General features: G+C 47.7%; 18 protein-coding genes. 8 read left to right on the forward strand and 10 right to left on the reverse strand.

Features of this window, described 5'->3' with window-relative positions; all coding sequences use genetic code 11:
• The first annotated feature begins 18 nt into the window (after nt 1–18).
• The gene (locus ACT6NV_RS01365) at nt 19–669 is read left to right on the forward strand and encodes an MOSC domain-containing protein (RefSeq protein ID WP_445385492.1); all 651 of its coding nucleotides are present in this window, start codon (nt 19–21) and stop codon (nt 667–669) included.
• Nucleotides 670–699: 30 nt separating this feature from the next.
• On the opposite strand, the gene ACT6NV_RS01370 is transcribed toward ACT6NV_RS01365, so the two are convergent.
• The gene (locus tag ACT6NV_RS01370) at nt 700–1,059 is read right to left on the reverse strand and encodes a hypothetical protein (protein ID WP_445385493.1); all 360 of its coding nucleotides are present in this window, start codon (nt 1,057–1,059) and stop codon (nt 700–702) included.
• Nucleotides 1,060–1,262: 203 nt separating this feature from the next.
• Between ACT6NV_RS01370 and ACT6NV_RS01375 the strand changes: the two genes are divergently transcribed.
• From ACT6NV_RS01375 to ACT6NV_RS01385, 3 genes are read left to right on the forward strand one after another with little or no spacing between them, the layout of a single operon-like run.
• Nucleotides 1,263–2,135: an AraC family transcriptional regulator gene (locus ACT6NV_RS01375; protein WP_445385494.1), complete on the forward strand. Its 873-nt coding sequence runs from the start codon at nt 1,263–1,265 to the stop codon at nt 2,133–2,135.
• On the forward strand, nt 2,135–2,731 hold the full coding sequence (locus ACT6NV_RS01380; RefSeq protein WP_445385495.1) for an alpha-ketoglutarate-dependent dioxygenase AlkB family protein: 597 nt from the start codon (nt 2,135–2,137) through the stop codon (nt 2,729–2,731). The genes ACT6NV_RS01375 and ACT6NV_RS01380 overlap by 1 nt, the downstream gene beginning before the upstream one ends.
• 60 nt (nt 2,732–2,791) lie before the next feature.
• The gene (locus ACT6NV_RS01385) at nt 2,792–3,076 is read left to right on the forward strand and encodes a TIGR03643 family protein (protein WP_445385496.1); all 285 of its coding nucleotides are present in this window, start codon (nt 2,792–2,794) and stop codon (nt 3,074–3,076) included.
• Nucleotides 3,077–3,086: 10 nt separating this feature from the next.
• Here ACT6NV_RS01385 and ACT6NV_RS01390 read toward each other — a convergent pair whose 3' ends face one another.
• Complete coding sequence (locus ACT6NV_RS01390) at nt 3,087–3,860, reverse strand: S1/P1 nuclease (RefSeq protein ID WP_445385497.1); 774 nt, start codon at nt 3,858–3,860, stop codon at nt 3,087–3,089.
• Nucleotides 3,861–3,952: 92 nt separating this feature from the next.
• Here ACT6NV_RS01390 and ACT6NV_RS01395 point away from each other — a divergent pair, with 92 nt between their 5' ends.
• From ACT6NV_RS01395 to ACT6NV_RS01410, 4 genes are all read left to right on the forward strand, one after another.
• Entirely contained in the window at nt 3,953–6,217 is a 2,265-nt protein-coding gene (locus ACT6NV_RS01395) for a transglycosylase domain-containing protein (protein ID WP_445385498.1), read from the forward strand.
• 160 nt (nt 6,218–6,377) lie between these two features.
• Entirely contained in the window at nt 6,378–8,573 is a 2,196-nt protein-coding gene (locus tag ACT6NV_RS01400; RefSeq protein WP_445385499.1) for a DUF5916 domain-containing protein, read from the forward strand.
• A 62-nt stretch (nt 8,574–8,635) separates the two neighbouring features.
• Complete coding sequence (locus ACT6NV_RS01405) at nt 8,636–9,898, forward strand: DUF819 family protein (RefSeq protein ID WP_445385500.1); 1,263 nt, start codon at nt 8,636–8,638, stop codon at nt 9,896–9,898.
• Nucleotides 9,899–9,941: 43 nt separating this feature from the next.
• Nucleotides 9,942–10,640, forward strand: a complete 699-nt coding sequence (locus tag ACT6NV_RS01410) for a DUF4369 domain-containing protein (protein ID WP_445385501.1) — start codon at nt 9,942–9,944, stop codon at nt 10,638–10,640.
• A gap of 7 nt (nt 10,641–10,647) precedes the next feature.
• Here the strand turns inward: ACT6NV_RS01410 and ACT6NV_RS01415 are convergent, their stop codons facing one another.
• The 8 genes from ACT6NV_RS01415 to ACT6NV_RS01450 form a co-directional block, all read right to left on the reverse strand.
• Nucleotides 10,648–10,917, reverse strand: a complete 270-nt coding sequence (locus ACT6NV_RS01415) for a hypothetical protein (protein WP_445385502.1) — start codon at nt 10,915–10,917, stop codon at nt 10,648–10,650.
• 54 nt (nt 10,918–10,971) lie between these two features.
• Nucleotides 10,972–11,940 (reverse strand): type I phosphomannose isomerase catalytic subunit, encoded by a 969-nt coding sequence (locus ACT6NV_RS01420; RefSeq protein ID WP_445385503.1) that lies wholly within the window; start codon nt 11,938–11,940, stop codon nt 10,972–10,974.
• Nucleotides 11,937–12,398: a peroxiredoxin gene (locus ACT6NV_RS01425; RefSeq protein WP_445385504.1), complete on the reverse strand. Its 462-nt coding sequence runs from the start codon at nt 12,396–12,398 to the stop codon at nt 11,937–11,939. The genes ACT6NV_RS01420 and ACT6NV_RS01425 overlap by 4 nt, the downstream gene beginning before the upstream one ends.
• Before the next feature lie 2 nt (nt 12,399–12,400).
• Nucleotides 12,401–12,808 (reverse strand): 6-pyruvoyl trahydropterin synthase family protein, encoded by a 408-nt coding sequence (locus ACT6NV_RS01430; RefSeq protein ID WP_445385505.1) that lies wholly within the window; start codon nt 12,806–12,808, stop codon nt 12,401–12,403.
• Nucleotides 12,809–12,812: 4 nt separating this feature from the next.
• Nucleotides 12,813–13,337 (reverse strand): isopentenyl-diphosphate Delta-isomerase, encoded by a 525-nt coding sequence (gene idi, locus ACT6NV_RS01435; protein WP_445385506.1) that lies wholly within the window; start codon nt 13,335–13,337, stop codon nt 12,813–12,815.
• 83 nt (nt 13,338–13,420) lie between these two features.
• Nucleotides 13,421–14,383: a PorP/SprF family type IX secretion system membrane protein gene (locus tag ACT6NV_RS01440; protein WP_445385507.1), complete on the reverse strand. Its 963-nt coding sequence runs from the start codon at nt 14,381–14,383 to the stop codon at nt 13,421–13,423.
• Nucleotides 14,384–14,387: 4 nt separating this feature from the next.
• Nucleotides 14,388–16,328, reverse strand: a complete 1,941-nt coding sequence (locus tag ACT6NV_RS01445) for an Ig-like domain-containing protein (protein ID WP_445385508.1) — start codon at nt 16,326–16,328, stop codon at nt 14,388–14,390.
• A gap of 94 nt (nt 16,329–16,422) precedes the next feature.
• On the reverse strand, nt 16,423–26,124 hold the full coding sequence (locus ACT6NV_RS01450; RefSeq protein ID WP_445385509.1) for a hypothetical protein: 9,702 nt from the start codon (nt 26,122–26,124) through the stop codon (nt 16,423–16,425).
• Between the last annotated feature and the right edge of the window lie 357 nt (nt 26,125–26,481).

Consider the following 26,481-nt stretch of genomic DNA (forward strand, 5'->3'; position numbering starts at 1 on the left):
TTTTTTTATCTTTAATTCATGAAAATAGCAAGCACCAATATCGCCAGCCCTGTTCAGCTAAGCTGGAAAGGCAAACAGCACCTTAGCGGTATATACAAAAAGGCCAAAGAGCAAGGTATTTTTCTGCAGCCCGAAGGTGTGGTTGGAGATACCATTGGCAACCCCAAAGTACACGGAGACCGGCAGAAAGCGGTTTATCTTTTTTCCACAGATACTTATGAGCACTGGAAAAAACAGTACCCCCGGCTGGATTGGTCCTATGGAATGTTCGGGGAAAATTTAAGCATAGAAGGCCTGGATGAAAAGGAACTGATTATGGGTTCAGAATTCAGCCTGGGGAAGGTGCGTATACGCATTACCACGCCCAGGGAGCCCTGCTTTAAGCTGGGGATCCGCTTCGGGGACCAGAAAATAATAGACCGTTTCGTAGCTTATGGCAGGCCCGGAAGCTATGCCGAAGTACTGCAGGGCGGCCCGGTACAGGCCGGAGATACCCTACGGCTGGAGTCCGAACCGGAACACGGTATTAGTATAGCTGATTTTTTTAGTCTCTGGTATGGAAAGGAAAAAGACCAGGATTTGCTGTTAAGAACCCTGAAACTGGAATGGCTCTCCGCATCAAAAAGAAAGAAATTGATGGGATGGGTGCAAACAAAAAAGGAGGCCTGAGCCTCCTTTTCCTGAATTAAACAAACCAAACTACCTGAGGACCCTCAGGGATTCCTTAATTGTCTTGTTTCCGTAAGACACTACAAGGCTATAGGTTCCCTCGTATGCCTTTTCAAAATTGAATGCCTTTTCCACGACCAGATCTTCACCCATCTTCTCTATATAAAGTAATCTGTTGGAACTGTCATATACCTTTACGGTAATTTTCTTAGCCTCCAGGTTCAGGTAGTTCAAAAAAAGTTTGTTACCCTCTTTGCGGATAAAAGGACTCTTTGGCTCTGTACGTTCAACCGCAAGTGAAAGGGCTTCAGTTTTTGCGGGAATGGCCATTGCCTGAGTGGATCCGGCCAGAAGTACTAGTGCTGCGGTAATTGTTAATACATTTTTCATGCGCTTGTTTTTAAATTAAACTTATCCCAAAAGTAGGGCCATACAGGCCGCTGCACTACCCCAGAATTGTCAAGTATGTATGCTATATTACCATGTAAAAGGGTTAAAATTATCTTAATTGTTAATATTGCATATATTATGGTTAATTTTGCAAACATCTATAATGTCTTCTGCACCGTATCTTTAATAAAAAAATGGCTGTAATGTCAAAAACAAAAGCTGCATTTGAAGCGATTAAACCGGATTTTGGACGTTCCTTTACCTATCAGAAGTTTGATGCGCGGAACACCAATAAAAATCAGGGATGGCATTATCATCCTGAGATTGAACTGGTATATGTAAATGGTGGAAATGGTAAAAGGCAGATTGGGAGCCATTTATCTTACTACCAGCAGGGAGACCTGATTTTAATCGGTTCTAACCTGCCGCATTGTGGGTTTACAGATGCCTGTACCGGGAATACGAGTGAATCTGTGGTACAGATGAAAACAGACTTCCTGGGATCCGACTTTTTCGAGATCCCCGAGATGAAGAACATACAGCGCTTATTTGAAAAAGCCAAAGGGGGTATTGCCTTTAGCGGAAATACCAAGAAGAAGATTGGGGAAAAAATTGAAATCCTTGAATACAAATCGGATTTTCAGAGGTTGCTCGCCATCTTAAATATCCTCAACGAACTGGCAGCTTCAAAGGAGTATCAGGTATTGAATGCAGACAGCCTTTCCATGGAAACACAGACCAAGGAGAACGATAGGATCAATACCATTTTCAACTATGTGAAAGAGCACTATCAGGAAGCCATCTCCCTGGATGAAATGGCTGAGCTGAGCCATATGACGGTCCCCTCCTTTTGCAGGTATTTCAAGAAGGTTACCAATAAGACATTTGTTCAGTTTGTGAATGAATACCGGATGATCCATGCTTCCACCCTGCTTTCGGAAACCACCAAAAGCATCACCGACATTTGCTTTGAGAGCGGTTTCAACAACTTCTCGCATTTCAATAAATCCTTTAAGGCGTTTACCGGGATGAGCCCTTCGGATTACCGAAATGAACAGCAAACGGTCCTTCGCTGATGAAAGACTCCCGCGAGCCGGAACTTATACAACTGCCCGATGCCGAACTGCTCTACCAGCCTGATTTCCTGGACCTGCAGGAGGCTGATGCGTTTTTTTCATATTTACGGAATGATGTACCCTGGCAACAGGATGACATTCGGGTATTCGGGAAGACCTATGCCCAACCCAGGCTCACTGCCCTCTTTGGCCTGGAGGGGAAACCCTACACCTATTCCGGAATTACCATGCTTCCCCATCCCTTTCCCGAACGCCTGAACAAACTTAAAGCTGCTGTTGAAAAACAGGCAGGCGTTGCTTTTACCAGCTGTTTATTAAACCTGTACCGGGATGGGAATGACAGCAATGGCTGGCATGCAGACAATGAAAAAGAACTGGGGCAGAACCCTGTGATCGCCTCTGTATCCCTTGGTGAAACCCGAAAGTTTAAAATGAAACACCGCAGAGATAAAAATTTAAAATACGATCTGGAACTGGTTGCCGGAAGCCTGCTCATCATGAAGGGAAGTACGCAGCACCACTGGCTCCACCAGGTGCCGAAAACGAAAAAACCGGTGGGGGAACGCATTAACCTGACCTTCCGTCGCATCTATTAAGCTTTAAGACCAGAAGGGGCCTTATTTTATTCTATAAATGCTCTTGTGTATCTTTGCCACATGAAAAAAATTGCCCTGACTCCCCGTGAAACAGACCGTGTGATAGAAATGGCCTGGGAAGACCGGACCCCTTTTGAGGCCATCGCCTACCAGTTTGGCCTGGAAGAACCGGATGTAATCAATTTGATGCGCAGGGAACTCAAGCCGGGCAGTTTTAAGAGATGGCGGAAAAGGGTTCAGGGAAGGGCTACGAAGCACCGGCTGCTCAGAAATTCAAAAATAAACCGCTTTAAGTGCAGCAGGCAGCGCGCCATTAGCCAAAACAGTATTTCCAAAAGGCGTTAAAGGCCAGGGATCAGGAAAATATTTCGTTCAAAACAGCTGCCAGGCGCAGCCCGCCCGTAAGCAATTGCTGTTCCACGGTATTCCACCAATCATAACTATATCTGTAGGAAAGCCGCTGTCCAACCTCAACCGACGCGTAAACCTTATTGGTAATTTGGTGTATTTCATCTACCCATTCCAGGACGGAACCCTGCTGCACCTGCCTGATTTTTTTTCGCGACCATCGCGGCAGGCTTGCGGCCAGTTCCGTATAGCTCATCCCATAGGAGTTGATTAGGTTGGCATCCCACACCCTGTGCAGGTTGGTACCGCTATCAAACCACTGCAGTTGAATATCATTGCCGCCGCGGTCTTCAGCCCTTCCTATGTGCATGGGCTGATGCAGGTCTCCCAGTAAATGGACCAGCATTTTTAAATGGAATACCTTGTCCTCCCTGCTGCTGTTTGCATCCATCAGCACCTTGCGGCAGCTTTCAATTCCCTGTATAATATCGCCTTCTGTACTGGGAGGGGAATCTCCATACCGCTCATTGGGCCCGAAATTCACATAATGCCAGGGACCGTAAGCCCTGTACTGGGAGTCAGACTTAATAGCATCCGCATAATTGGCCACCTCTGCCAGGCCTTCTCCTTCCAACAAGTCAGTAATGGCTTTGCGGGCCTTACGGGAGAGGTGTTGCTGGGCTACTTCGCCGACTACCCGATGACCCGTTTTGGACCAGAAAGGGGGATTTGCATGAATACAAAAAGGCAATATCAGTAAAAGCAGTACTATTTTTTTCATCGGTTCCTTATTGGCACCCAAAAGTATAAAAGAGGCTTTAATATATTGTTAATTTCGACCTCCAATTCCGATTAAAAGATAAACTTGCAACCGTGCAAAGAATCATAACATTATTCCGCCGGATTCGTCCGGTCTGGTTACGCTGGTTAATAGCAGGCCTCAGCTGTATTGGCCTGCTATCCGGGCTATTTGTTTTCAGCATCTACCTTGGCATGTGGGGGAAATTGCCTTCCTATGCAGAACTGCGTAATACAGAACAACCCAGGGCTTCAGAGGTATATACCTCAGACAGCGTTTTAATAGGGAAATATTATTTATACGACAGGCAGGTAGTAAGCGGGCAGGAAATACCCGCTTTTGTGCTGCAGGCTTTGGTAGCCATAGAGGACGAGCGATATTACAAGCATTCAGGAATAGATTACCCCAGTCTTTTCCGTGTTTTTTTTAAGACCATCTTACTTCAGGATGCCGGTTCCGGGGGCGGAAGTACCCTGAGTCAGCAACTTGCCAAAAACCTCTACCCCCGGTCGGGCAAAGGACGGATGGGAATTGTGGTGGACAAGGTCAAAGAGATGTTTACGGCCAGGCGCCTGGAACGCCTCTACGATAAAGACACCCTTTTGGTAAAATACCTTAATACAGTCTCCTTTGGGGATAACAGCTTCGGGATAGAAAGTGCCAGCAGGAAATTTTACAGCAAATCCACTTCCGGTTTAAAAATTGAAGAGGCTGCCACCCTGATTGGCATGTTAAAAGCTACCTATTCGTACAACCCGCGGGTATTTCCGGAGCGCAGCCTGGAGCGCCGCAATTTGGTGCTGGAATCCATGAAGCGAAATGACTTCCTTTCGGAACGGGAAGCAGACAGCCTGAAGCAGCTTCCCCTTGGAATCCAGTACAATTCCCTGACCCATAACACGGGGCCGGCTGCCTATTTCAGAGAGGCCGTCAGAAAGCAGTCCCAAAAAATCCTGGAAACACAAAAGGATACAGATAAGGCGTACAACCTCTATACCTCCGGTTTAAAAATCTATACCACTCTCGATTCCCGGATGCAGGAACTGGCCGAAGTACAAATGCGCCGGCATTTGAAATCCCTGCAGGCAGAAGTTGAACGCGCATATGGGAGAAAGGCGCCCTGGCTGACCGATCAAAAATTTATTAACAGGCTTTTGCGTAACTCCACCGTATGGGGAAAACTTGAGGCTGCCGGCTTATCTGATAAGCAGATACGCGACAGCCTTTCACAGGAAAAGCCCCTGCGACTTAAGGGCTGGGAGGGTTATATTGACAAAAAAGGCAGCACCCTGGACAGCCTTTTGCATTATGCGAAATTCCTCAATACAGGTGTTCTGGCAATGGAGCCTAAAAGCGGGGCCGTCAAGGTCTGGGTAGGTGGAATTGATTTCGAGACCTATAAATTCGATCATATCTCTCAGAGCAGGCGGCAGACGGGGTCTACCTTCAAGCCCTTGGTATACCTGACAGCACTTGAGCAAGGAGTGGACCCCTGTTCTTATTTTTCCGCCAGGGAAGTACGGTACGAAAACCTGGAAGACTGGACACCCTCTAATTCCGGAGATTCCGATGAAACCTATTTGAATTACAGCATGCAACACGCCCTGAAAAATTCCGTGAATACCGTAGCTGTTAAGGTTTTGGAAAAGACCGGCATCCCTCCGGTCATTGAATTGACCCGCAAATTGGGGATTACTGCTGATCTTCCGGAATTACCCTCCCTGGCCCTGGGAACCGGAGCAATAGGCATCCCGGAACTGGCTTCCGCCTACTCCAGCCTGTTGAATTCCGGCAGGCCCTCAAAAGCCTTTATGATCCAGGAAATACGCGATATGGACGATCAGCTAATATATCAGCATAAGCCAGAACCTTCAGATGAGGCTGCTTATTCAGAACAATCGCGGAAAATACTCCTGGAAATCCTAAAATCCGTGGTGGATTCCGGAACGGCTTCCAGGCTGCGCAGCCGCTACGGGATCAAAGGTGAACTGGCAGGCAAAACGGGTACGACCCAAAATAATAAAGATGCCTGGTTTGTAGCCCTTAGCCCAAAACTGGTTCATGTAAGCTGGGTAGGCTTTGACCAGCATGAAATAGGATTTCCCAACACGGCCATCGGGCAAGGGGCCAATGCGGCCCTGCCCCTGTTTGCCAACTGGTATAAATCCCTTGGCAGCCATAAAGAGCTTGCCACCTGGACAGGGGGCAGTTTTGGCCCCGTTCCTGAAGAGATCACAGAAATGCTGGATTGTCCGGGAATAAAACGCGACGGTTTCTTTAAAAGGCTTTTCAGCAATCCGGATAAGACGAAAAAAAGGAAATTCCGTTCCAAGTCATAATCAATTCCTCCTTTCGTTCGACCTTCAGTCCAGCAGTCAGGAATACACCTTGGCAGCCTACCCAAAGCAAAAAACACTCCGCAATGGTTAAAGGTTTTTTAAAATATGTTAAAAATATAGGGTCAATCGTTACATTTGCTTGCGACTAATCCCAAGGCTGATGAGATTCCAGTATCTGGTAATCTTCCTTTTCTTTTTTGCGACCACATACGCTCAACAAGAGGATAAATCATTTACGGTTAAATATATAAACCAGGAAATCAAACTCGATGGTATCCTGGATGAACCCGTTTGGTCCGAGGCTGAAGCAGCCGGCGATTTCTGGGAGTACTTTCCTGTAGACAGCATTCAGGCCCGGGAGCAATCCGAAATTAAAATGCTGTATGATGAAACGAATCTCTATGTTGGGATCACGGTTTATACGGCGGGCAGTAATTACGCCATTGAGTCCCTGAGAAGGGATTTCAGGGCCGGGAATTCAGATAATATCACCCTCCTATTCGATACCTTCAACGACGGAAATAATGCTTTCCTGTTCGGAACCAATCCTTATGGAGTAAGGCGGGAAGGACTGGTTTCAGGGGGAGGCCTTGACCTGAGGGGCTTTACCATTTCCTGGGATGTAAAATGGAGGGGAGAGTCCAAAATGTACGAGAATTACTATACCTCTGAGCTTATTATCCCTTTGACATCCTTTAAATTCAGGGAGGGGGAGCAAAAATGGCGATTTAACAGCTATCGTTTTGACACCCAGTCTAATGAAAGCAGTACCTGGGTTCAAATTCCGCAGAACCAGAACATTTACGGGCTGACCTTTATGGGGGATATGGTTTTTGAGAAACCCCTGGGAAAGTCCAGAACGCCTTTTGCTGTTATCCCTTATGTTACTACTGGCTGGTTTAATGACCGGGAAGCGAGCCTGCAGGAGTCGTCCGTGAAGGTAGGTGGAGATGCCAAAATCTCTATTGGTAACAGCATGAACCTTGATGTAACCTTAAACCCGGACTTTTCCCAGGTTGAAGTAGACGATCAGGTAACCAACTTATCGCGCTTTGAGGTATCCCTTCCGGAAAAGCGGCAGTTTTTTATTGACAACAACGACCTTTTTGCGAGTTACGGGGGTTCGCGGGATGCAAATCCTTTTTTCTCACGTCGCATCGGGATAGCGGAAGACCCTGACGGAAATACCATTGAGAACCCCATACTTGCGGGAGTGCGCTTAAGTGGAAAAGTAAATAAAGACCTTCGGCTCGGCTTTTTCAACATCCAGACGGAAAAAGATGCTCTTAATGAAATTCCATCCGTCAACAATTCCATGCTGGCCTTGCAACACCTGGTTTTCTCCCGTTCCAATATCGGTTTGTTCTTTATCAATAAACAGACCATGGGAGATGATGATTTTATAGCTGATGAAGAGCGATACAACCGGGTTTTGGGGATAGATTACAACCTGATTTCGGCTGATAATACCTGGAGTGGGAAATACTACCTGCATAAATCCTTTCAGCCCGAATCCAGCGGGAAAGATTTGTCTACAGGACTCAATACACAATACAATTCCAGAAACTGGAACATCTTTACGGACTGGGTTTACATAGGTGAAAACTACCGGTCTGACCTGGGGTTTATACGCCGTACAGATATAATCAAAGGGGGTACGGGTATCCGAAGAACCTTCTGGCCGGAAAATTCTATTTTCAATAACCACAGCTTTCGTATTTTTCCAACTTTTATTTGGAGGCCCAGCCAGGATATGCAGAATACGGATTACAGTATCCGTGCCAGCTGGGAAGCGCGTTTTCAGAATCAGTCTCGCGTGCAGGCCCAGTGGGTTAACCGCTATACTTATCTTTTCAACTCTTTCGATCCCACCCGTTCGGAAGGCGGACTGGAATTGCCCGCCGATTCGGATTATTACTATTCAAGTTATCAATTGGAATACAATTCAGACCGACGGCGGATATTTGCGTACGGACTGGAAGCTACCCTTGGGGACTTCTACAACGGGAATCGTTTTTCCCTGCAGGGAAGCCTCAATCTGCGAATCCAACCCAAAGCATTGGTTTCGGTACAGTTCAATTATGATCAAATAAGCCTGCCCGAGCCCTACTCCAGCGCTGACATCTGGCTGATCAGTCCACGCTTTGACCTTACCTTTTCGAAATCCCTCTTCTGGGCCACCCTGGTGCAGTACAGCAATCAGCGGGACAACCTCGGGATAAATTCTCGCCTCCAATGGCGGTTTGCTCCCTTGTCCGACTTGTTCCTGGTGTATACCGATAACTATTTTGTAGACCGCTTCAGTCCTAAATTCCGTTCGGTCAACCTGAAACTGACCTACTGGCTGAATATCTGACAGGCCAGAGGATATTTTATATAATTCCTGTATCTTTTCTGCGAACTGAGCAAACCTTTAAAATGGACGAACCGCTTATTACCGATGATACAGTAGTTTTCGGATTATTAGCCCTTTGCCTGGGGCTTATCTTTTACACCTCCGGAATCCAGAAGGGTTTCTGGAAACGATTTTACAACTGGGTACCTGCAATTTTGTTATGCTATATGCTGCCCGCCCTGCTGGCAAGCTTCGGACTGGTTTCAGATGAACACTCCAGGCTCTACTTTATGGCAAGCCGGTACCTGCTGCCGGCAGCACTGGTTCTGATGACCCTTAGCATTGATCTCAAAGCCATTTCCAACCTTGGCTCCAAAGCCCTTATCATGTTCCTGACCGGTACCGCAGGGATTATTATCGGGGGACCATTGGCAATCTTGCTGGTATCTGCAATTTCGCCGGAAACGGTTGGGGGGAATGATTTTGATGCCATCTGGAGGGGGCTTTCCACCATAGCCGGAAGCTGGATCGGAGGAGGCGCCAATCAGGCGGCCATGTTCGAAATTTTCAAGTTTAACCCGGACCGCTACGGGGAAATGATACTGGTAGATGTAGTATGTGCCAATATATGGATGGCAATACTTTTACTGGGGGTAGGCAAAACAAAACGTATTGACCGCTGGCTGAAAGCAGACGCCTCTGCCATTGATGAGTTGAGAATAAAGGTAACTGCATTTGCTGAACGCATTACCCGTGTTCCATCACTCAGGGATTACATAATGATGCTTTCACTGGCCTTTACCGCCGTGGGAGCAGCCCATTTTCTGGGTGAGATTTTTAGCAGTGGTTTGAGCGAGTCTTCAGAAGTGATTGCCGATCCCAAGAGTTTCCTTTCCTTTTTGGGGGGCAAGTTCTTTTGGATGATTGTCATTGCGACAATTTTGGGGGTTGCTATGTCCTTTACAAGGGCCAAAAATTACGAAGGAGCCGGGGCCAGTAAAATTGGCGGGGTTTTTCTTTATATTCTGGTGGCCACCATCGGAATGAAAATGGATCTGGGAAGGGTATTGGAAAATCCGGGCCTGATTCTTCTGGGGCTCATATGGATAGGCTTCCATGCCGGGTTACTTATTTTGGTCGCCAAACTGATCAAAGCGCCCTTTTTCTTCCTGGCGGTTGGCAGCCAGGCCAATGTGGGCGGGGCCGCCTCTGCACCCATTGTGGCAGCTGAGTTTCATCCTTCCCTGAGTTCAGTTGGTGTTTTATTGGCGGTTTTCGGATATGTGGTTGGAACGGGTGGGGCATTATTCTGCGCCTATTTGATGGAAGTGGCATCTTCCCTCTAAGAATTCACAAAAAAATATGATATTTGCCGCTTAAATCTTGATGATGAGAACAATTGTAAGGGCAGTCTCCTTTCTGGCGTTTGCAATGCTAATTTCCTGCAGTGCCGATACGGAGCGAATGGTGGTAAAAGGCGAAATAAAAGGGCTTAAAAAGGGAATGTTATATCTTCAGTACGTTCCCGATTCCACCCTGGTAAATCTGGATTCCGTGAAAGTTAACGGCAACGGGGCCTTTGAGATGGAAGTTGAGATTGAGCAACCGGATATTTTTTACTTATACCTGGACAAGGCAGACGGCAATGCCATAAATGACAGGGTCAGTTTTTATGGTGAAAGCGGGGTAGTTCAGATCAATAGTCCCTACGATGCCTTTCAAGCAAAGTCTGAAATAAAAGGTGGCCCGGGCCAGGAATTATACGAAGAGTATTTGCGCAACAAAACACGTTTTAATATCAGGGAACTGGAGCTGTTCCAGGCCAAGAATGAATTAAGCCTGCCTTCAGATTCCGCTAAACTGGATTCTCTGGAGGGTCTGGCTGTTCAAAATATCAGGCGTTCTTACCTCTACTCCATCAATTTTGCTATACGCAATAAGGACACCTATCTGGCGCCAATCATTGCCGTAAATGATGTGGCAGATGCCAATCCAAAGTTTCTGGATTCCATTTACAGTAATCTGAATCAGGAAATTGCTGCCTCCAAATACGGCCGCAAACTCAAAGAATTAATCGGGAAGGAATAGCCCCGGTTCAGGCCATCTTATTGATCTGATCCACCAGGGATCTCGCTTCTTTTTCCAGGGTTGCCCGAACGGTATTGAAGTGCTTCTTTTTATTTTCAATCTCCTTGCTGTTAACCTCAGCTATCAGAGAATCGAAGGTATCTATCGCCTTATCAATAATCGCCGAGCCTTCCTTGGAACCTTCCATATTATTAGTGCTCTCAACTATATATACAGCCTCTATAACATCACCGAGTACGTTATTGATATCCTTCTTTAGGTTTCGAATACTTGCCATAACCAATTTTATTTAGTGCAAAAATACAACTTCCAAGTGAATGGGCACTGTATATCAGATGGTCACTTCTAAAAGTTTGCAGGAATCAGCCTGTATATCAACCCTGTCTGCCGCAGCAGGAATCAATACAGATTCACCCCTCTTTATATTTACCTTCTCGCTGCCGGTTTGTATAGCAGCCTCACCTTCAACTGCTATCAGGATGGTGAATGCCTCCCTGTCTTCGAGCTGCCTCTTCAGGTTTCCAGCCACCTCCAGATAAGCTGTTGTAAAATACTGGCTTACCGCCATTGGGTTGGCCTGCCCTGGTTTTTGCTGGTAAGAGAGTACAAAATCATCCTTCCTGCTATAATCTATGGCGTCTACAGCCTGTTCGGTATGGAGTTCCCGCAGCTTTCCATCGGCATCCTTTCGGTTAAAGTCGAACACCCTGTAGGTAATATCCGAGGTTTGCTGAATTTCTGCCAGCAATATCCCCCCTCCAATAGCATGTATTTTGCCACTGTTGATAAAGTACCCCTCTCCGGCCGCTACAGGCTGGTAATGCAACAGCTTCGTTAAATCTCCTGCATCCAGCGCCTCCCTGTATTTCCCGGGGGTGGTATCTTCCTCAAATCCGATAATGAGTTGTGAACCGGGATCTGCATCCATGATGTACCACATCTCGGTTTTGCCAAATGAATTGTGTCGCTGTCGCGCAAGGGTGTCATCCGGATGGACCTGTATGGAAAGATCCCTGGCAGCGTCAATAAATTTTATCAGGATTGGAAATTCCTTTCCAAACCGCTCCAATACACTTTTACCGAGCAAAGCCTCAGGCTCTGCCGCTATCAGTTCATTCAGGTTTTTGCCTTTTAAGGGACCATTGCAGACCACCGATACATCGCCTGAAACTCCGGATATTTCCCAGCTTTCCCCGATACGATCGCCTTTGACATCTTTGCCGAGTACGGTGCGTAACTTTTCACCTCCCCAGAGTCTTTCCTTAAAAATTGGATAAAATTTAAGTGGATAGATTTTCATACTTCTTTCATTTGTCGCACTGCCTGCAAGGCTTTCGGAACGTGCTTCAGGGCATTGACGCTGTTAAATGCCATTGCAATTTTCCCGGATTTGTCCACAACAAAGGTTTCCCTCCCCGGCAACAGATTGTAAAAACTATTGCGGATGCCAAACATCTTTCTGACCTGATTTCCTGTATCTTCCAGCAATAAAAAAGGAAGCCTGAACCTTTTGGCAAATTTCTGATGTGAGCTTACCGAGTCTGAGCTGATCCCGGCCACTAAAATACCCTGTTCGGTAAAGGTTTCATAAGCATCCCTGAAAGCACAGGCTTCTGCCGTACAACCGGGGGTATTATCCTTTGGGTAAAAAAAAAGGACCATTGGCCTTTTTCCAAGATAGTCCTTAGAGTGAAACCAATTTCCATCCTGGTCCTGCAAAGAAAATTCAGGAACCTTGCTTCCTTTAGATAAACCCATGACTAGCCTGTATAGGTTACGAAATTCCGTGGCGTTTCAAATAACTGTACCTCCAACTCCAATGATTCATTCAAATGTGGTCGCAGTTTATTCCAAATAACCACAGCAATATTTTCAGCGGTTGGGTTCAGTTTTTTAAACTCCGCAACTTCTTCATTGAGGTTTTTATGGTCAAAGGCATCTTCTATTTCTTCACGGATAAGATCCTTGAGCACTTTCATATCCATCACAAAGCCTGTTTCAGGGTCAATTGGGCCGGTTACACTGACAATTAGCTCATAATTGTGGCCGTGGTACCTTGGATTATTGCATTTTCCGAAAACATCCTGATTGGTCTTATCGTCCCAGTCCTGCCGATATAAACGGTGTGCGGCATTGAAATGTGCCCTGCGGCTAACTTTTACTTTCATGGGGTCAGGAGTTTTTCGAGATGTGTTGATAGAAACGATCAAATATAATTTTGAACCAGGCTGTATACTCATCCGGATTTTGCTGCAGGTCTGTTTGAATGTCCTGCAGGGCCATCCATTTCCATGCATTGACCTCCTGCGGGTTAATGGCGGGCTCCCCTTCATAATATCCCAACATTACATGGTCAAGTTCATGTTCGGTAAGTCCGTTGTCAAAAGGGGCTTTATAGATAAAGGAAAACAATTCCTGCAGCTCGGTCTGGAACCCCATTTCTTCCTGTAAGCGGCGCTTACCCGCCTGAAGATTTGTTTCTCCAAGACGCTGGTGGCTGCAGCAGGTATTGGTCCATAAGAGTGGGGAATGATACTTGTGAGATGCGCGTTGCTGTAGCAGCGTTTCGCCTTTCTCATTTAAAACGAATACAGAAAATGCCCTGTGTAGCACTGCCTTTTCGTGGGCTTCCATTTTGGGCATGGTCCCAACAACGGTATCTTCAGGGGTAACTAAAATTACTTCTTCTTCTCTCACAGCCCAAAAATACGCCCTTTCCCTTATTTTTCGGTTAAGGCATTCTTAAAATTAGAGCCGGAATCCTATTTAAATAAAACCTCTTAGAAGAACCTCGGAGATTTTATATTCCCCACGGCCTTGATGAAATCGTATCGGAGAATAACCTCAAAAGAACCATCGTTAAAACGGGCGCTTCCAAGGGCTGTGGTCTCTTTGTCATAAGCGATCCCTATCAGGAAGGCCGGAGACATTTGAAAGCCAACCATCCCACTTATCGCTGCGTCCCAGCGATAGGCTGCACCCATGATCAATTTATCATTGTACATAAAGTTTGCCGACAGGTCCAGCTGCAGGGGGGCTCCGGCCGTTACCTTGGAAAGCAGGGCCGGCTTGAATTTCCAGAGTGGATTCAAATCCCAGACATAACCTGTTATCAGATAATAATTCATCTGTTCCCGGGCGGTTGAAAGGGAAGATTCTTCAAAATGCGACGTTTCCAAAAAACGAGGCACTGAAAGACCTGCATAGAATCTTTGGGTGTGGTAATAGATCCCTGCGCCCACATTAGGGGTAAGGCGGTTTTGAATATCCTGCTGCAGGGTAGCGTCGGGATTGCTGGGATCCTGGTTGAGTTCTGAAAATCGAATATCGAGTAAATTAAGGCTTCCTTTAAGTCCAAAACTCAGGCGCGCCTCCCGGGCGAGCTGGATTGTATAGGAGAGATCCAGGTCAAAATAGGTTTCAGAGGTTGGGCCAATCTGATCGTTCACCACGGAAATACCCATCCCAAGGCCGCGATACCCTATAGGAGAATGGATATTCAGGGTTTGTGTTTTAGGTGCGCCTTCCAGGCCAACCCATTGCGCCCTGTAAAGTGCAGCGATACTAAGGTGACCCCGGGAGCCCGCGTAACCAGGGTTTACACTTACCGTATTATACATGTACTGCGTGTACTGGGCATCTTGTTGTCCGTACAGGCCCATTGCCAAAAACAGTAAGAAGTAAAGAAGGTATTTATTAGCCTTAAGGCCCTTCTTTGTTGAAATTGGTTTATGTATTGGCATGGTTTTATCGGTTTAAGTAAATATATCCGGATCGGGTTTTCATTAGCCCGTTGTCGTTTTCATAATCCAGGATATAGAAATACGTACCCACCGGAAGCTTATTGTCCTGATCAATTGTAGCCCTGCCCTGTGAAGTTCCATCGAATACATTTCCGTTGCTGTTATAAGCCCGGGTAGTGTACACCAGTACTCCCCATCGGTTATAGATTTTAATGGTGTTGTTCGGGAAGTTCTCAATATTTTCAATCTTAAGCACGTCGTGAGAGCCATCATTATTAGGGGTAACCACATTATAAACGATCAATTCTTCCTCATTGTTGTTAGGTTCCAGATAATCCGGGATACCGTCTGCATCCATATCGTCATTGCTGAAATTTCCATCGCCGTCCGCATCTTCATCTGCAGTCATAATACTATCCGCATCATCGTCAACATCGCGGTAATCTGCCTCCCCGTCATTGTCGGTATGCGGCAGGTTCACATTTGGATCGTTTACCTCGTCATTCACGTCGATATCAATAGTGCTGCCACCTTCATAGCCATCATCCAGACCATCATTGTCCTTGTCAGATCCGATAAAAACTACATCCGCTATCCCATCCTGATTCCAGTCATGCGCTTCTATAGCATCCGGAACACCGTCATTATCGCTATCGGGATCTACATAATCCGGCAGCCCGTCTCCATCCGTATCTTCCGGAATCAAACCAACACCCCCGTTTTCATAGGCATCGTCCAGGCCGTTATTATTTGCATCCAAACCACTTGGCGGGATATATCCAGCTGTTGTCTGGGCTTCTACGTTATCAGGTATTCCATCATTATCGCTATCGATATCCAGGTAATCCGGGATGCCATCTCCATCCGTGTCGGTGGGATTGGTAGCCGGATCGTTATCCCCGTCCGGATTGAGGTCTTCAAAGGCATCAACAATTCCGTCGTTGTCCTGATCTATATCGATACCAACGCTGTTCACCAATATGGATACAGTGGCGATACTGCAGTTCCCCAGGCTGTCACAAAGGGTGTAGGTAAAACTGTCTGCTCCTGTAAAACCAGAATTTGGCGTATAGGTAACCACATCATCCGAAGGATCTGACGGGGTGCCATTATCATTTACAGTCAGGGAACCATTGGCCGGTAGGGTGGTGGTCAAACTGCCGTCAACTGGAATATCATTATCGTTTGCAGACCAGGGAACCACAACCGGAGTGTCTTCGGGGGTCGCAACAGCATCGTCAAAGGCATCCACAATTGGGATTACATCAACCGTTACCGTTGCCGTACTGCAATCCCCAGAGGTGTTGCAGACAGTGTAATCAAAACTGTCCGGCCCGTTATAATCGGGGTCCGGGGTATAAGTAAGGATATCATCCGTTGGATCGTTGGGTGTTCCGCTGTCGTTGATACTTACAGTACCATTTGCCGGATTGGTTGCCGTTAAAGAACCGCTTTGTGGCAACCTACTGTCGTTGCTGTAAATCGGTACTACAACAGGGGTGTCTTCATCGGTAGCTATCAGGTCATCAACCAGGACTGCTGCCTGTTGCATACAAACAACAGTAAAGGCAGGAAGGTCGATACTATTTCCCGCCTTGGTGAGTGTTGCCGTATACCTGACCACTGTCTGGGTTGCAATTACCGTGGGACGTAAAGGATCCCCGCCAATGGCAGGACTCCAGCTTACGGTTGCTGCCCCGCTCACATTGGCAGAAATATCCATGGTGACCTGGTTATCAGGAGTATTGCAATCCGTAAGGATAAAATAACCCGTGGCATTGGTACCACAGAGGGTACCGTCATAAGTCGCAAAATATACTCCGGGGCTGGTAGCCTCATAGAAAAAATCTGTACTTAAAACCGTACTGAGATCTGAGGCCTCATACCATTGATAGTTTGTTTCATCCCCTGAATTTGGAGCCTGTAATAAAAACTGAGCACTCATTTGGATACAACCAAGGCACAGAAAAAATAGTCCTGTCAGATAAGCTTTATGTATCAGTTTTGGCTTCAATTAGGGATGGTTAGGGATTAGGGGCCTATTTAACTACAAATACCACGTTGATAAGCGAGTTGTAATCCGCAGGTTGCCCGATAATATCATAGGTCAGCACTCCGTTGGCATCAATACTCATATTGGCAAATACAGACGGGTCAGCGTAGGTTACATAGTAATAGAGTTCTGCAGCTGTATAGGTTGGCAAGGCCGCAGGTGCTCCTGAGCTCGCTACCGCAGGTGTACCGTACTGGGCAATATACTGGGCATACAGGTCTACCGTAAATCCGGTGCCATTGGTTGAAGCATCAATTGCAATGGAGGGCGGATAAAAAATCCGTGCCGATTTGGATGTAATAGGCGCAATCGCATTGATCACTTCCTGAACAGTGGTTTCATTTGTAGGAGAGGCTTCACCCCCCTCGTCTACATCAATAGGGGTGCGCAATGGAACTTCATCATCAAACTGATCATCCGTGCTTCCGGCAACCACTTCATCAATGGCAGACTTTACATCTGAAGCGGTCAGGCCGGACGTCGTATTATCATAGGTTACTTCGGCAGCGGTTTGGTCATCCGTGCTAACTCCTGAGATATCCACAGATTGGGTACCCCCTGCATCGGTTACCGTAAGGTTGGTCCCGTCAAAACCGATCCCGGTGTTGTATTCGTTGGTTGGATCTGCATCCGCATCATCTACCAAAGCAGCCAGGTCTATTACTTCAGAGCCTCCGTTTTCAATGCCAATGGTCAGGTTGGTTCCGGTAAGGTTGGAGCCAGAGATATTCTGATCATCAGTACTTACTCCACTGATGTCTACCGACTGAGTTCCCCCTGCATCAGTTACCGTCAGGTTGGTACCGTCAAAACCGATACCGGTGTTGTATTCGTTGGTTGGATCTGCATCCGCATCATCTACCAAAGCAGCCAGGTCTATTACTTCTGAGCCTCCATTTTCGATTCCAATGGTCAGGTTGGTTCCGGTAAGGTTGGAGCCAGAGATATTCTGATCATCAGTACTTACTCCACTGATGTCTACTGATTGCGTACCTCCTGCGTCGGTTACCGTCAGGTTGGTCCCGTCAAAACCGATCCCGGTGTTGTATTCGTTGGTTGGGTCTGCATCCGCATCATCTACCAAAGCAGCCAGGTCTATTACTTCAGAGCCTCCGTTTTCAATGCCAATGGTCAGGTTGGTTCCGGTAAGGTTAGAGCCAGTGATATTCTGGTCATCCGTGCTAACTCCTGAGATATCCACAGATTGGGTTCCTCCTGCATCGGTTACCGTAAGGTTGGTGCCGTCAAAGCCGATACCGGTGTTGTATTCGTTGGTTGGATCTGCATCCGCATCATCTACCAAAGCAGCCAGGTCTATTACTTCTGAGCCTCCGTTTTCAATGCCAATGGTCAGGTTGGTTCCGGTAAGGTTGGAGCCAGAGATATTCTGATCATCAGTACTTACTCCACTGATGTCTACCGACTGAGTTCCCCCTGCATCAGTTACCGTCAGGTTGGTACCGTCAAAACCGATACCGGTGTTGTATTCGTTGGTTGGATCTGCATCCGCATCATCTACCAAAGCAGCCAGGTCTATTACTTCTGAGCCTCCATTTTCGATTCCAATGGTCAGGTTGGTTCCGGTAAGGTTGGAGCCAGAGATGTTCTGGTCATCCGTGCTAACTCCTGAGATATCCACAGATTGGGTACCCCCTGCATCGGTTACCGTCAGGTTGGTGCCGTCAAAGCCGATACCGGTGTTGTATTCGTTGGTTGGATCTGCATCCGCATCATCTACCAAAGCAGCCAGGTCTATTACTTCTGAGCCTCCGTTTTCAATGCCGATAGTCAGGTTGGTTCCGGTAAGATTGGAGCCAGTGATATTCTGGTCATCGGTGCTGCCGGCGGCTACTTCATCCAGGGCGGCCTGTACATCTGAAGCTGTCAGGCCAGAGGTGGTATTGTCATAGGTTACTTCAGCTGCGGTCTGGTCATCGGTGCTTACTCCTGAGATATCCACAGACTGGGTTCCCCCTGCATCGGTTACCGTCAGGTTGGTCCCGTCAAAACCGATCCCGGTGTTGTATTCGTTGGTTGGATCTGCATCCGCATCATCTACCAAAGCAGCCAGGTCTATTACTTCTGAGCCTCCGTTTTCAATGCCAATGGTCAGGTTGGTTCCGGTAAGGTTCGAGCCAGTGATATTCTGATCGTCCGTGCTAACTCCTGAGATATCCACAGATTGGGTTCCCCCTGCATCGGTTACCGTCAGGTTGGTCCCGTCAAAACCGATCCCGGTGTTGTATTCGTTGGTTGGATCTGCATCCGCATCATCTACCAAAGCAGCCAGGTCTATTACTTCTGAGCCTCCGTTTTCAATGCCAATGGTCAGGTTGGTTCCGGTAAGGTTCGAGCCAGTGATATTCTGATCGTCCGTGCTAACTCCTGAGATATCCACAGATTGGGTACCCCCTGCATCGGTTACCGTAAGGTTGGTCCCGTCAAAACCGATCCCGGTGTTGTATTCGTTGGTTGGATCTGCATCCGCATCATCTACCAGGGCAGCCAGGTCTATTACTTCAGAGCCTCCATTTTCGATTCCAATGGTCAGGTTGGTTCCGGTAAGGTTGGAGCCAGAGATATTCTGGTCATCAGTACTTACTCCACTGATGTCTACTGATTGCGTACCTCCTGCGTCGGTTACCGTCAGGTTGGTACCGTCAAAACCGATACCGGTGTTGTATTCGTTGGTTGGATCTGCATCCGCATCATCTACCAAAGCAGCCAGGTCTATTACTTCTGAGCCTCCATTTTCGATTCCAATGGTCAGGTTGGTTCCGGTAAGGTTGGAGCCAGAGATGTTCTGGTCATCCGTGCTAACTCCTGAGATATCCACAGATTGGGTACCCCCTGCATCGGTTACCGTCAGGTTGGTGCCGTCAAAGCCGATACCGGTGTTATATTCGTTGGTTGGATCTGCATCCGCATCATCTACCAGGGCAGAGAGGTCAACCGTTTCGTTGGTTCCGTTCTCAATTCCAATGGTCAGGTTGGTTCCGGTAAGGTTCGAGCCAGTGATATTCTGATCGTCAGTACTTACTCCACTGATGTCTACTGATTGCGTACCTCCTGCGTCGGTTACCGTCAGGTTGGTCCCGTCAAAACCGATCCCGGTGTTGTATTCGTTGGTTGGATCTGCATCGGCATCATCTACCAAAGCAGCCAGGTCTATTACTTCAGAGCCTCCGTTTTCAATGCCAATGGTCAGGTTGGTTCCGGTAAGGTTCGAGCCAGTGATATTCTGGTCGTCCGTGCTTACTCCTGAGATATCCACAGACTGGGTTCCCCCTGCATCGGTTACCGTCAGGTTGGTCCCGTCAAAACCGATCCCGGTGTTGTATTCGTTGGTTGGGTCTGCATCTGCATCGTTTACCAGGGCAGAGAGGTCCACAGTTTCGTTGGTTCCGTTCTCAATTCCGATAGTAAGAGTGGTTCCGGCCAGGTTGGAGCCAGAAATGTTCTGGTCATCGGTGCTGCCGGCGGCTACTTCATCCAGGGCGGCCTGTACATCTGAAGCGGTCAGACCAGAGGTGGTATTGTCATAGGTTACTTCAGCTGCGGTCTGGTCATCGGTGCTTACACCAGAGATATCTACAGACTGGGTACCTCCTGCGTCGGTTACCGTCAGGTTGGTCCCGTCAAAGCCGATCCCGGTGTTAAATTCGTTGGCTGGGTCCGCATCTGCATCGTTTACCAGGGCAGAGAGGTCAACAGTTTCGTTGGTTCCGTTCTCAATTCCGATGGTAAGGGTTGTCCCAGCTAAGTTGGAGCCAGAGATATTCTGGTCATCGGTGCTGCCGGCAGCTACTTCGTCCAGGGCTGCCTGAACGTCTGTAGCGGTAAGGCCAGAGGTGGTGTTGTCATATGAGTTTGATGCTGCCCGGGTATCCAGGGTTACATCAGAACCGTCATTGTTGGTAAAGGTATAGGTACCATTACCATTATCAGAAATATCTGATTTCGCAATTATTTGAGAAGCTCCATTTTCATTGACATAGGTAAATGTACCGTCTCCATTATCTGAAATATTGGTAATCGTTTCAGAAATCGTAACTGAGGCAACATTTAAATAAAGGGCTCCATCAGAACCTACAGCTATGTCGTTGTTGGCGTCTCCACTAATCAGGCCAGCGGACTGGGTTCCCCCTCCGTCTGTTACCTCGATGGCGCCACCGGCAACGGCAACTCCTGTATTGTATTCATTGGTTGGGTCTGCATCCGCATCGTCCACCAGGGTAGAAAGGTCTACGGTTTCATTGGTTCCGTTCTCAATTCCGATGGTAAGGGTGGTTCCGGTGAGGTTTGAGCCAGAGATATTTTGATCATCTGTACTGACACCAGAGATATCCACAGACTGGGTACCTCCCGCATCTGTTACCGTCAGGTTGGTGCCGTCAAAGCCGATCCCGGTGTTGTATTCGTTGGTTGGGTCTGCATCCGCATCATCTACCAGGGCGGAGAGGTCAACCGTTTCGTTGGTACCGTTCTCAATTCCGATAGTAAGGGTGGTTCCGGTGAGGTTGGAGCCAGAGATGTTCTGGTCATCGGTGCTGCCGGCTGCTACCTCGTCCAGGGCTGCCTGAACGTCTGAAGCGGTTAAGCCAGAGGTCGTATTGTCATAAGTTACTTCAGCAGCGGTCTGGTCATCTGTTCCTACCAGAGAAGAAAGATCTACTACTTCAGAACCTCCATTTTCAATACCAATGGTCAGGTCGGTTCCGGTAAGGTTGGAGCCAGATATATTCTGGTCATCGGTACTTACCCCTGAGATATCCACAGACTGGGTTCCCCCGGCATCGGTTACCGTCAGGTTGGTGCCATCAAAGCCGATCCCTGTGTTGTATTCGTTGGTTGGGTCTGCATCCGCATCATCTACTAAAGCAGCCAGGTCTATTACTTCTGAGCCTCCGTTTTCGATTCCGATGGTCAGGTTGGTTCCGGTAAGGTTCGAGCCAGTGATATTCTGATCGTCAGTACTTACTCCACTGATGTCTACTGATTGTGTACCTCCTGCGTCGGTTACCGTAAGGTTGGTCCCGTCAAAGCCGATCCCGGTGTTGTATTCGTTGGTTGGGTCTGCATCCGCATCATCTACCAAAGCAGCCAGGTCTATTACTTCAGAGCCTCCGTTTTCGATTCCAATGGTCAGGTTGGTTCCGGTAAGGTTAGAGCCAGTGATATTCTGATCGTCCGTTCCCACAAGGGAAGAAAGATCCACTACTTCAGAACCTCCGTTTTCAATACCAATGGTCAGGTCGGTTCCGGTAAGGTTGGAACCAGAGATGTTCTGGTCGTCCGTACTTACTCCGGAGATGTCTACTGATTGTGTACCTCCTGCGTCGGTTACCGTAAGGTTGGTCCCGTCAAAGCCGATCCCGGTGTTGTATTCGTTGGTTGGGTCTGCATCTGCATCGTTTACCAGGGCAGAGAGGTCCACAGTTTCGTTGGTTCCGTTCTCAATTCCGATGGTAAGGGTTGTCCCAGCTAAGTTGGAGCCAGAGATGTTCTGGTCATCGGTGCTGCCGGCCGCTACTTCATCCAGGGCGGCCTGTACATCTGAAGCGGTCAGGCCAGAGGTAGTATTGTCATAGGTTACTTCAGCAGCGGTTTGGTCATCTGTTCCTACCAGAGAAGAAAGATCTACTATCTCAGAGCCTCCGTTTTCAATACCAATGGTCAGGTCGGTTCCGGTGAGGTTAGAGCCAGAGATATTCTGATCATCCGTGCTTACACCAGAGATATCCACAGACTGGGTTCCCCCGGCGTCGGTTACCGTCAGGTTGGTGCCGTCAAAGCCGATCCCGGTATTGAATTCGTTGGCTGGGTCTGCATCTGCATCGTTTACCAGGGCAGAGAGGTCCACAGTTTCGTTGGTTCCGTTCTCAATTCCTATGGTAAGGGTGGTTCCGGCCAGGTTGGAGCCAGAGATATTCTGGTCATCGGTGCTGCCGGCAGCTACTTCGTCCAGGGCTGCCTGAACGTCTGTAGCGGTAAGGCCAGATGTTGTATTGTCATATGGGTTTGCTGCGGCCCTGGTATCCAGAGTTACATCAGAACCATCATTGTTAGTAAATGTATAAGTACCATTACCATTATCCGAAATATCAGATTTCGAAATGGTCTGGGAAACCCCATTTTCATTCACATAGGTAAAGGTACCATCTCCGTTATCCGAAATATTGGTAATAGTTTCGGAGACCGTTACTGATGCAACATTTAAATAAAGAGCTCCGTCAGAACCTACGGCTATGTCGTTGTTGGCATCCCCACTGATAAGGCCCGCAGACTGGGTTCCCCCGCCGTCTGTAACTTCGATGGCGCCACCGGTAACGGCAACTCCTGTGTTATATTCATTGGTCGGATCCGCATCGGCATCGTCTACCAATGAAGAAAGGTCTACCACTTCAGAGCCTCCGTTTTCGATCCCGATAGTGAGATCTGTACCGGAAAGATTGGACCCTGAGATGTTTTGATCATCCGTGCTTCCTGCAGCTACCTCATCCAGAGCCGCCTGCACATCAGTAGCGGTTAAACCGGAAGTGGTATTATCATAAGGATTTGAGGCTGCATTGGTATTAATAACCTGAGTTGCCCCTCCTTCATTTGTATAGGTATAAGTACCATCCAAGTTGTCTACCAGGGTGGTCACGGTGTTGTTCGTATCGATAGTCACCGAAGTACCGAAGTCATCGGTTACTGTAAAGGTGCCGTCCGTATTGTCTACTACCGTAGCGATCTTCGCATCAAAGGTGGTGGCTACCCCGTCCTCATCAGTATAGGTGAAAGTTCCGTTGGCGTTGTCTACCAGTGTAGAGGTAGTCTCTGCAAATGTGGTTACTGTCCCGTCCTCTGAGGTATAGGTAAAGCTGCCATTTCCGTTGTCTACCAGAGTAGTTACTGTGTTGTTCGTATCAATAGTCACCGAAGTACCAAAGTCATCGGTTACCGTAAAGGTGCCGTCCGTATTGTCTACTACCGTAGCGATCTTCGCATCAAAGGTAGTGGCTACCCCGTCCTCATCAGTATAGGTGAAAGTTCCGTTGGCGTTGTCTACCAGTGTAGAGGTAGTCTCTGCAAATGTGGTTACTGTCCCGTCCTCTGAGGTATAGGTAAAGCTGCCATCCAAGTTGTCTACCAGGGTAGTTACGGTGTTATTCGTATCGATAGTCACCGAAGTACCGAAGTCATCGGTTACTGTAAAGGTGCCGTCCGTATTGTCTACTACCGTAGCGATCTTCGCATCAAAGGTAGTGGCGACCCCGTCCTCATCCGTATAGGTGAACGTGCCGTTGGCGTTGTCTACCAGTGTGGAGGTGGTTTCAGCAAAAGTGGTTACTGTACCGTCCTCAGAGGTATAGGTAAAGCTGCCATTTCCGTTGTCTACCAGGGTAGTTACTGTGTTGTTCGTATCGATGGTCACCGAAGTACCGAAGTCATCGGTTACTGTAAAGGTGCCGTCCGTATTGTCTACTACCGTAGCGATCTTCGCATCAAAGGTAGTGGCGACCCCGTCCTCATCCGTATAGGTGAACGTGCCGTTGGCGTTGTCTACCAGTGTGGAGGTGGTTTCAGCAAAAGTGGTTACTGTACCGTCCTCAGAGGTATAGGTAAAGCTGCCATTTCCGTTGTCTACCAGGGTGGTCACGGTGTTGTTCGTATCGATAGTCACCGAAGTACCGAAGTCATCGGTTACTGTAAAGGTGCCGTCCGTATTGTCTACTACCGTAGCGATCTTCGCATCAAAGGTAGTGGCGACCCCGTCCTCATCAGTATAGGTGAAAGTTCCGTTGGCGTTGTCTACCAGTGTGGAGGTGGTTTCAGCAAAAGTGGTTACCGTACCATCTTCAGAGGTATAGGTAAAGCTGCCATTTCCGTTGTCTACCAGGGTAGTTACTGTGTTGTTCGTATCGATGGTCACCGAAGTACCGAAGTCATCGGTTACTGTAAAGGTGCCGTCCGTATTGTCTACTACCGTAGCGATCTTCGCATCAAAGGTGGTGGCTACCCCGTCCTCATCAGTATAGGTGAAAGTTCCGTTGGCGTTGTCTACCAGTGTAGAGGTAGTCTCTGCAAATGTGGTTACTGTCCCGTCCTCTGAGGTATAGGTAAAGCTGCCATTTCCGTTGTCTACCAGAGTAGTTACTGTGTTGTTCGTATCAATAGTCACCGAAGTACCAAAGTCATCGGTTACCGTAAAGGTGCCGTCCGTATTGTCTACTACCGTAGCGATCTTCGCATCAAAGGTAGTGGCTACCCCGTCCTCATCAGTATAGGTGAAAGTTCCGTTGGCGTTGTCTACCAGTGTAGAGGTAGTCTCTGCAAATGTGGTTACTGTCCCGTCCTCTGAGGTATAGGTAAAGCTGCCATCCAAGTTGTCTACCAGGGTAGTTACGGTGTTATTCGTATCGATAGTCACCGAAGTACCGAAGTCATCGGTTACTGTAAAGGTGCCGTCCGTATTGTCTACTACCGTAGCGATCTTCGCATCAAAGGTAGTGGCGACCCCGTCCTCATCCGTATAGGTGAAAGTGCCGTTGGCGTTGTCTACCAGTGTAGAGGTAGTCTCTGCAAATGTGGTTACTGTACCGTCCTCTGAGGTATAGGTAAAGCTGCCATTTCCGTTGTCTACCAGGGTAGTTACGGTGTTGTTCGTATCGATGGTCACCGAAGTACCGAAGTCATCGGTTACTGTAAAGGTGCCGTCCGTGTTGTCTACTACCGTAGCGATCTTCGCATCAAAGGTAGTGGCGACCCCGTCCTCATCCGTATAGGTGAACGTGCCGTTGGCGTTGTCTACCAGTGTGGAGGTGGTTTCAGCAAAAGTGGTTACTGTACCGTCCTCAGAGGTATAGGTAAAGCTGCCATTTCCGTTGTCTACCAGGGTGGTCACGGTGTTGTTCGTATCGATAGTCACCGAAGTACCGAAGTCATCGGTTACTGTAAAGGTGCCGTCCGTATTGTCTACTACCGTAGCGATCTTTGCATCAAAAGTAGTGGCTACCCCGTCCTCATCAGTATAGGTGAAAGTTCCGTTGGCGTTGTCTACCAAGGTAGAGGTAGTCTCTGCAAATGTGGTTACAGTACCGTCCTCTGAGGTATAGGTAAAACTGCCATTTCCGTTGTCCAACAGGGTGGTCACGGTGTTGTTCGTATCGATAGTCACCGAAGTACCGAAGTCATCGGTTACTGTAAAAGTACCGTCCGTATTGTCTACTACCGTAGCAATCTTGGCGTCAAAGGTGGTGGCGACCCCGTCCTCATCAGTATAGGTGAAAGTTCCGTTGGCGTTGTCTACCAGCGTGGAGGTGGTTTCAGCCACCGCAGCTATATCAGCAATAGGAACACTAACCGTATTTCCATCACTGTCGGTCATTACCAGGTCGGTTCCGACCACGGCAAAGGAAATATTGGTTGTATTGGTATCTATGGCTGTCAGTTCCCAGGAATCGCCATCCCAGAAATAAATGGTACCCGTATTCGTATTGACATAGATGTCACCGGTGTCCGCCCCGGATGGGGTGGTTGCTCCGGCAACCGTAACTGCGGTACCACTGAGTACCTCGCAATTACATTGATCTGCAAGGTTCACAGTCGTCTGTGAGTACCCTGCAACGGAAAGCAGCATAAAAAGGATCAGGAACCCGATCCTTTTGCTAACTCCACTGATATAAGCCCTTGTAAAATCCATATTCAAATACTTAAACACGTGTTTTGTAATTTCTTAGTGTCTCGACAACTGTTTATCTTATCCCAATCCAAGGAATGGTTTGAGGCTGTTCGGCTGGATTTCGAAATTCTGGTTCCCCGGTGAACCGTTCGAATTTTAATGTGCTGAAAAGTCTTATTTCCCTTGTCATTTTGGTCAGTTTGCTTCTACTGCTTCATTTACAGTATTTTAACACCCTACAAAATTAACCTGATCCCTAGGGGGGGAAAATAATTGTTGTGAAGGGTCAAAAATGTATTGTATAGGAGGGTTTTTTTGAGGTCATCCCTGAAAAAATGAGGTGTATTTTGTCGATTAGACCCGATAAAATGGTAGTTT

The sequence above is a fragment of the Robiginitalea insularis genome, assembly GCF_052497835.1.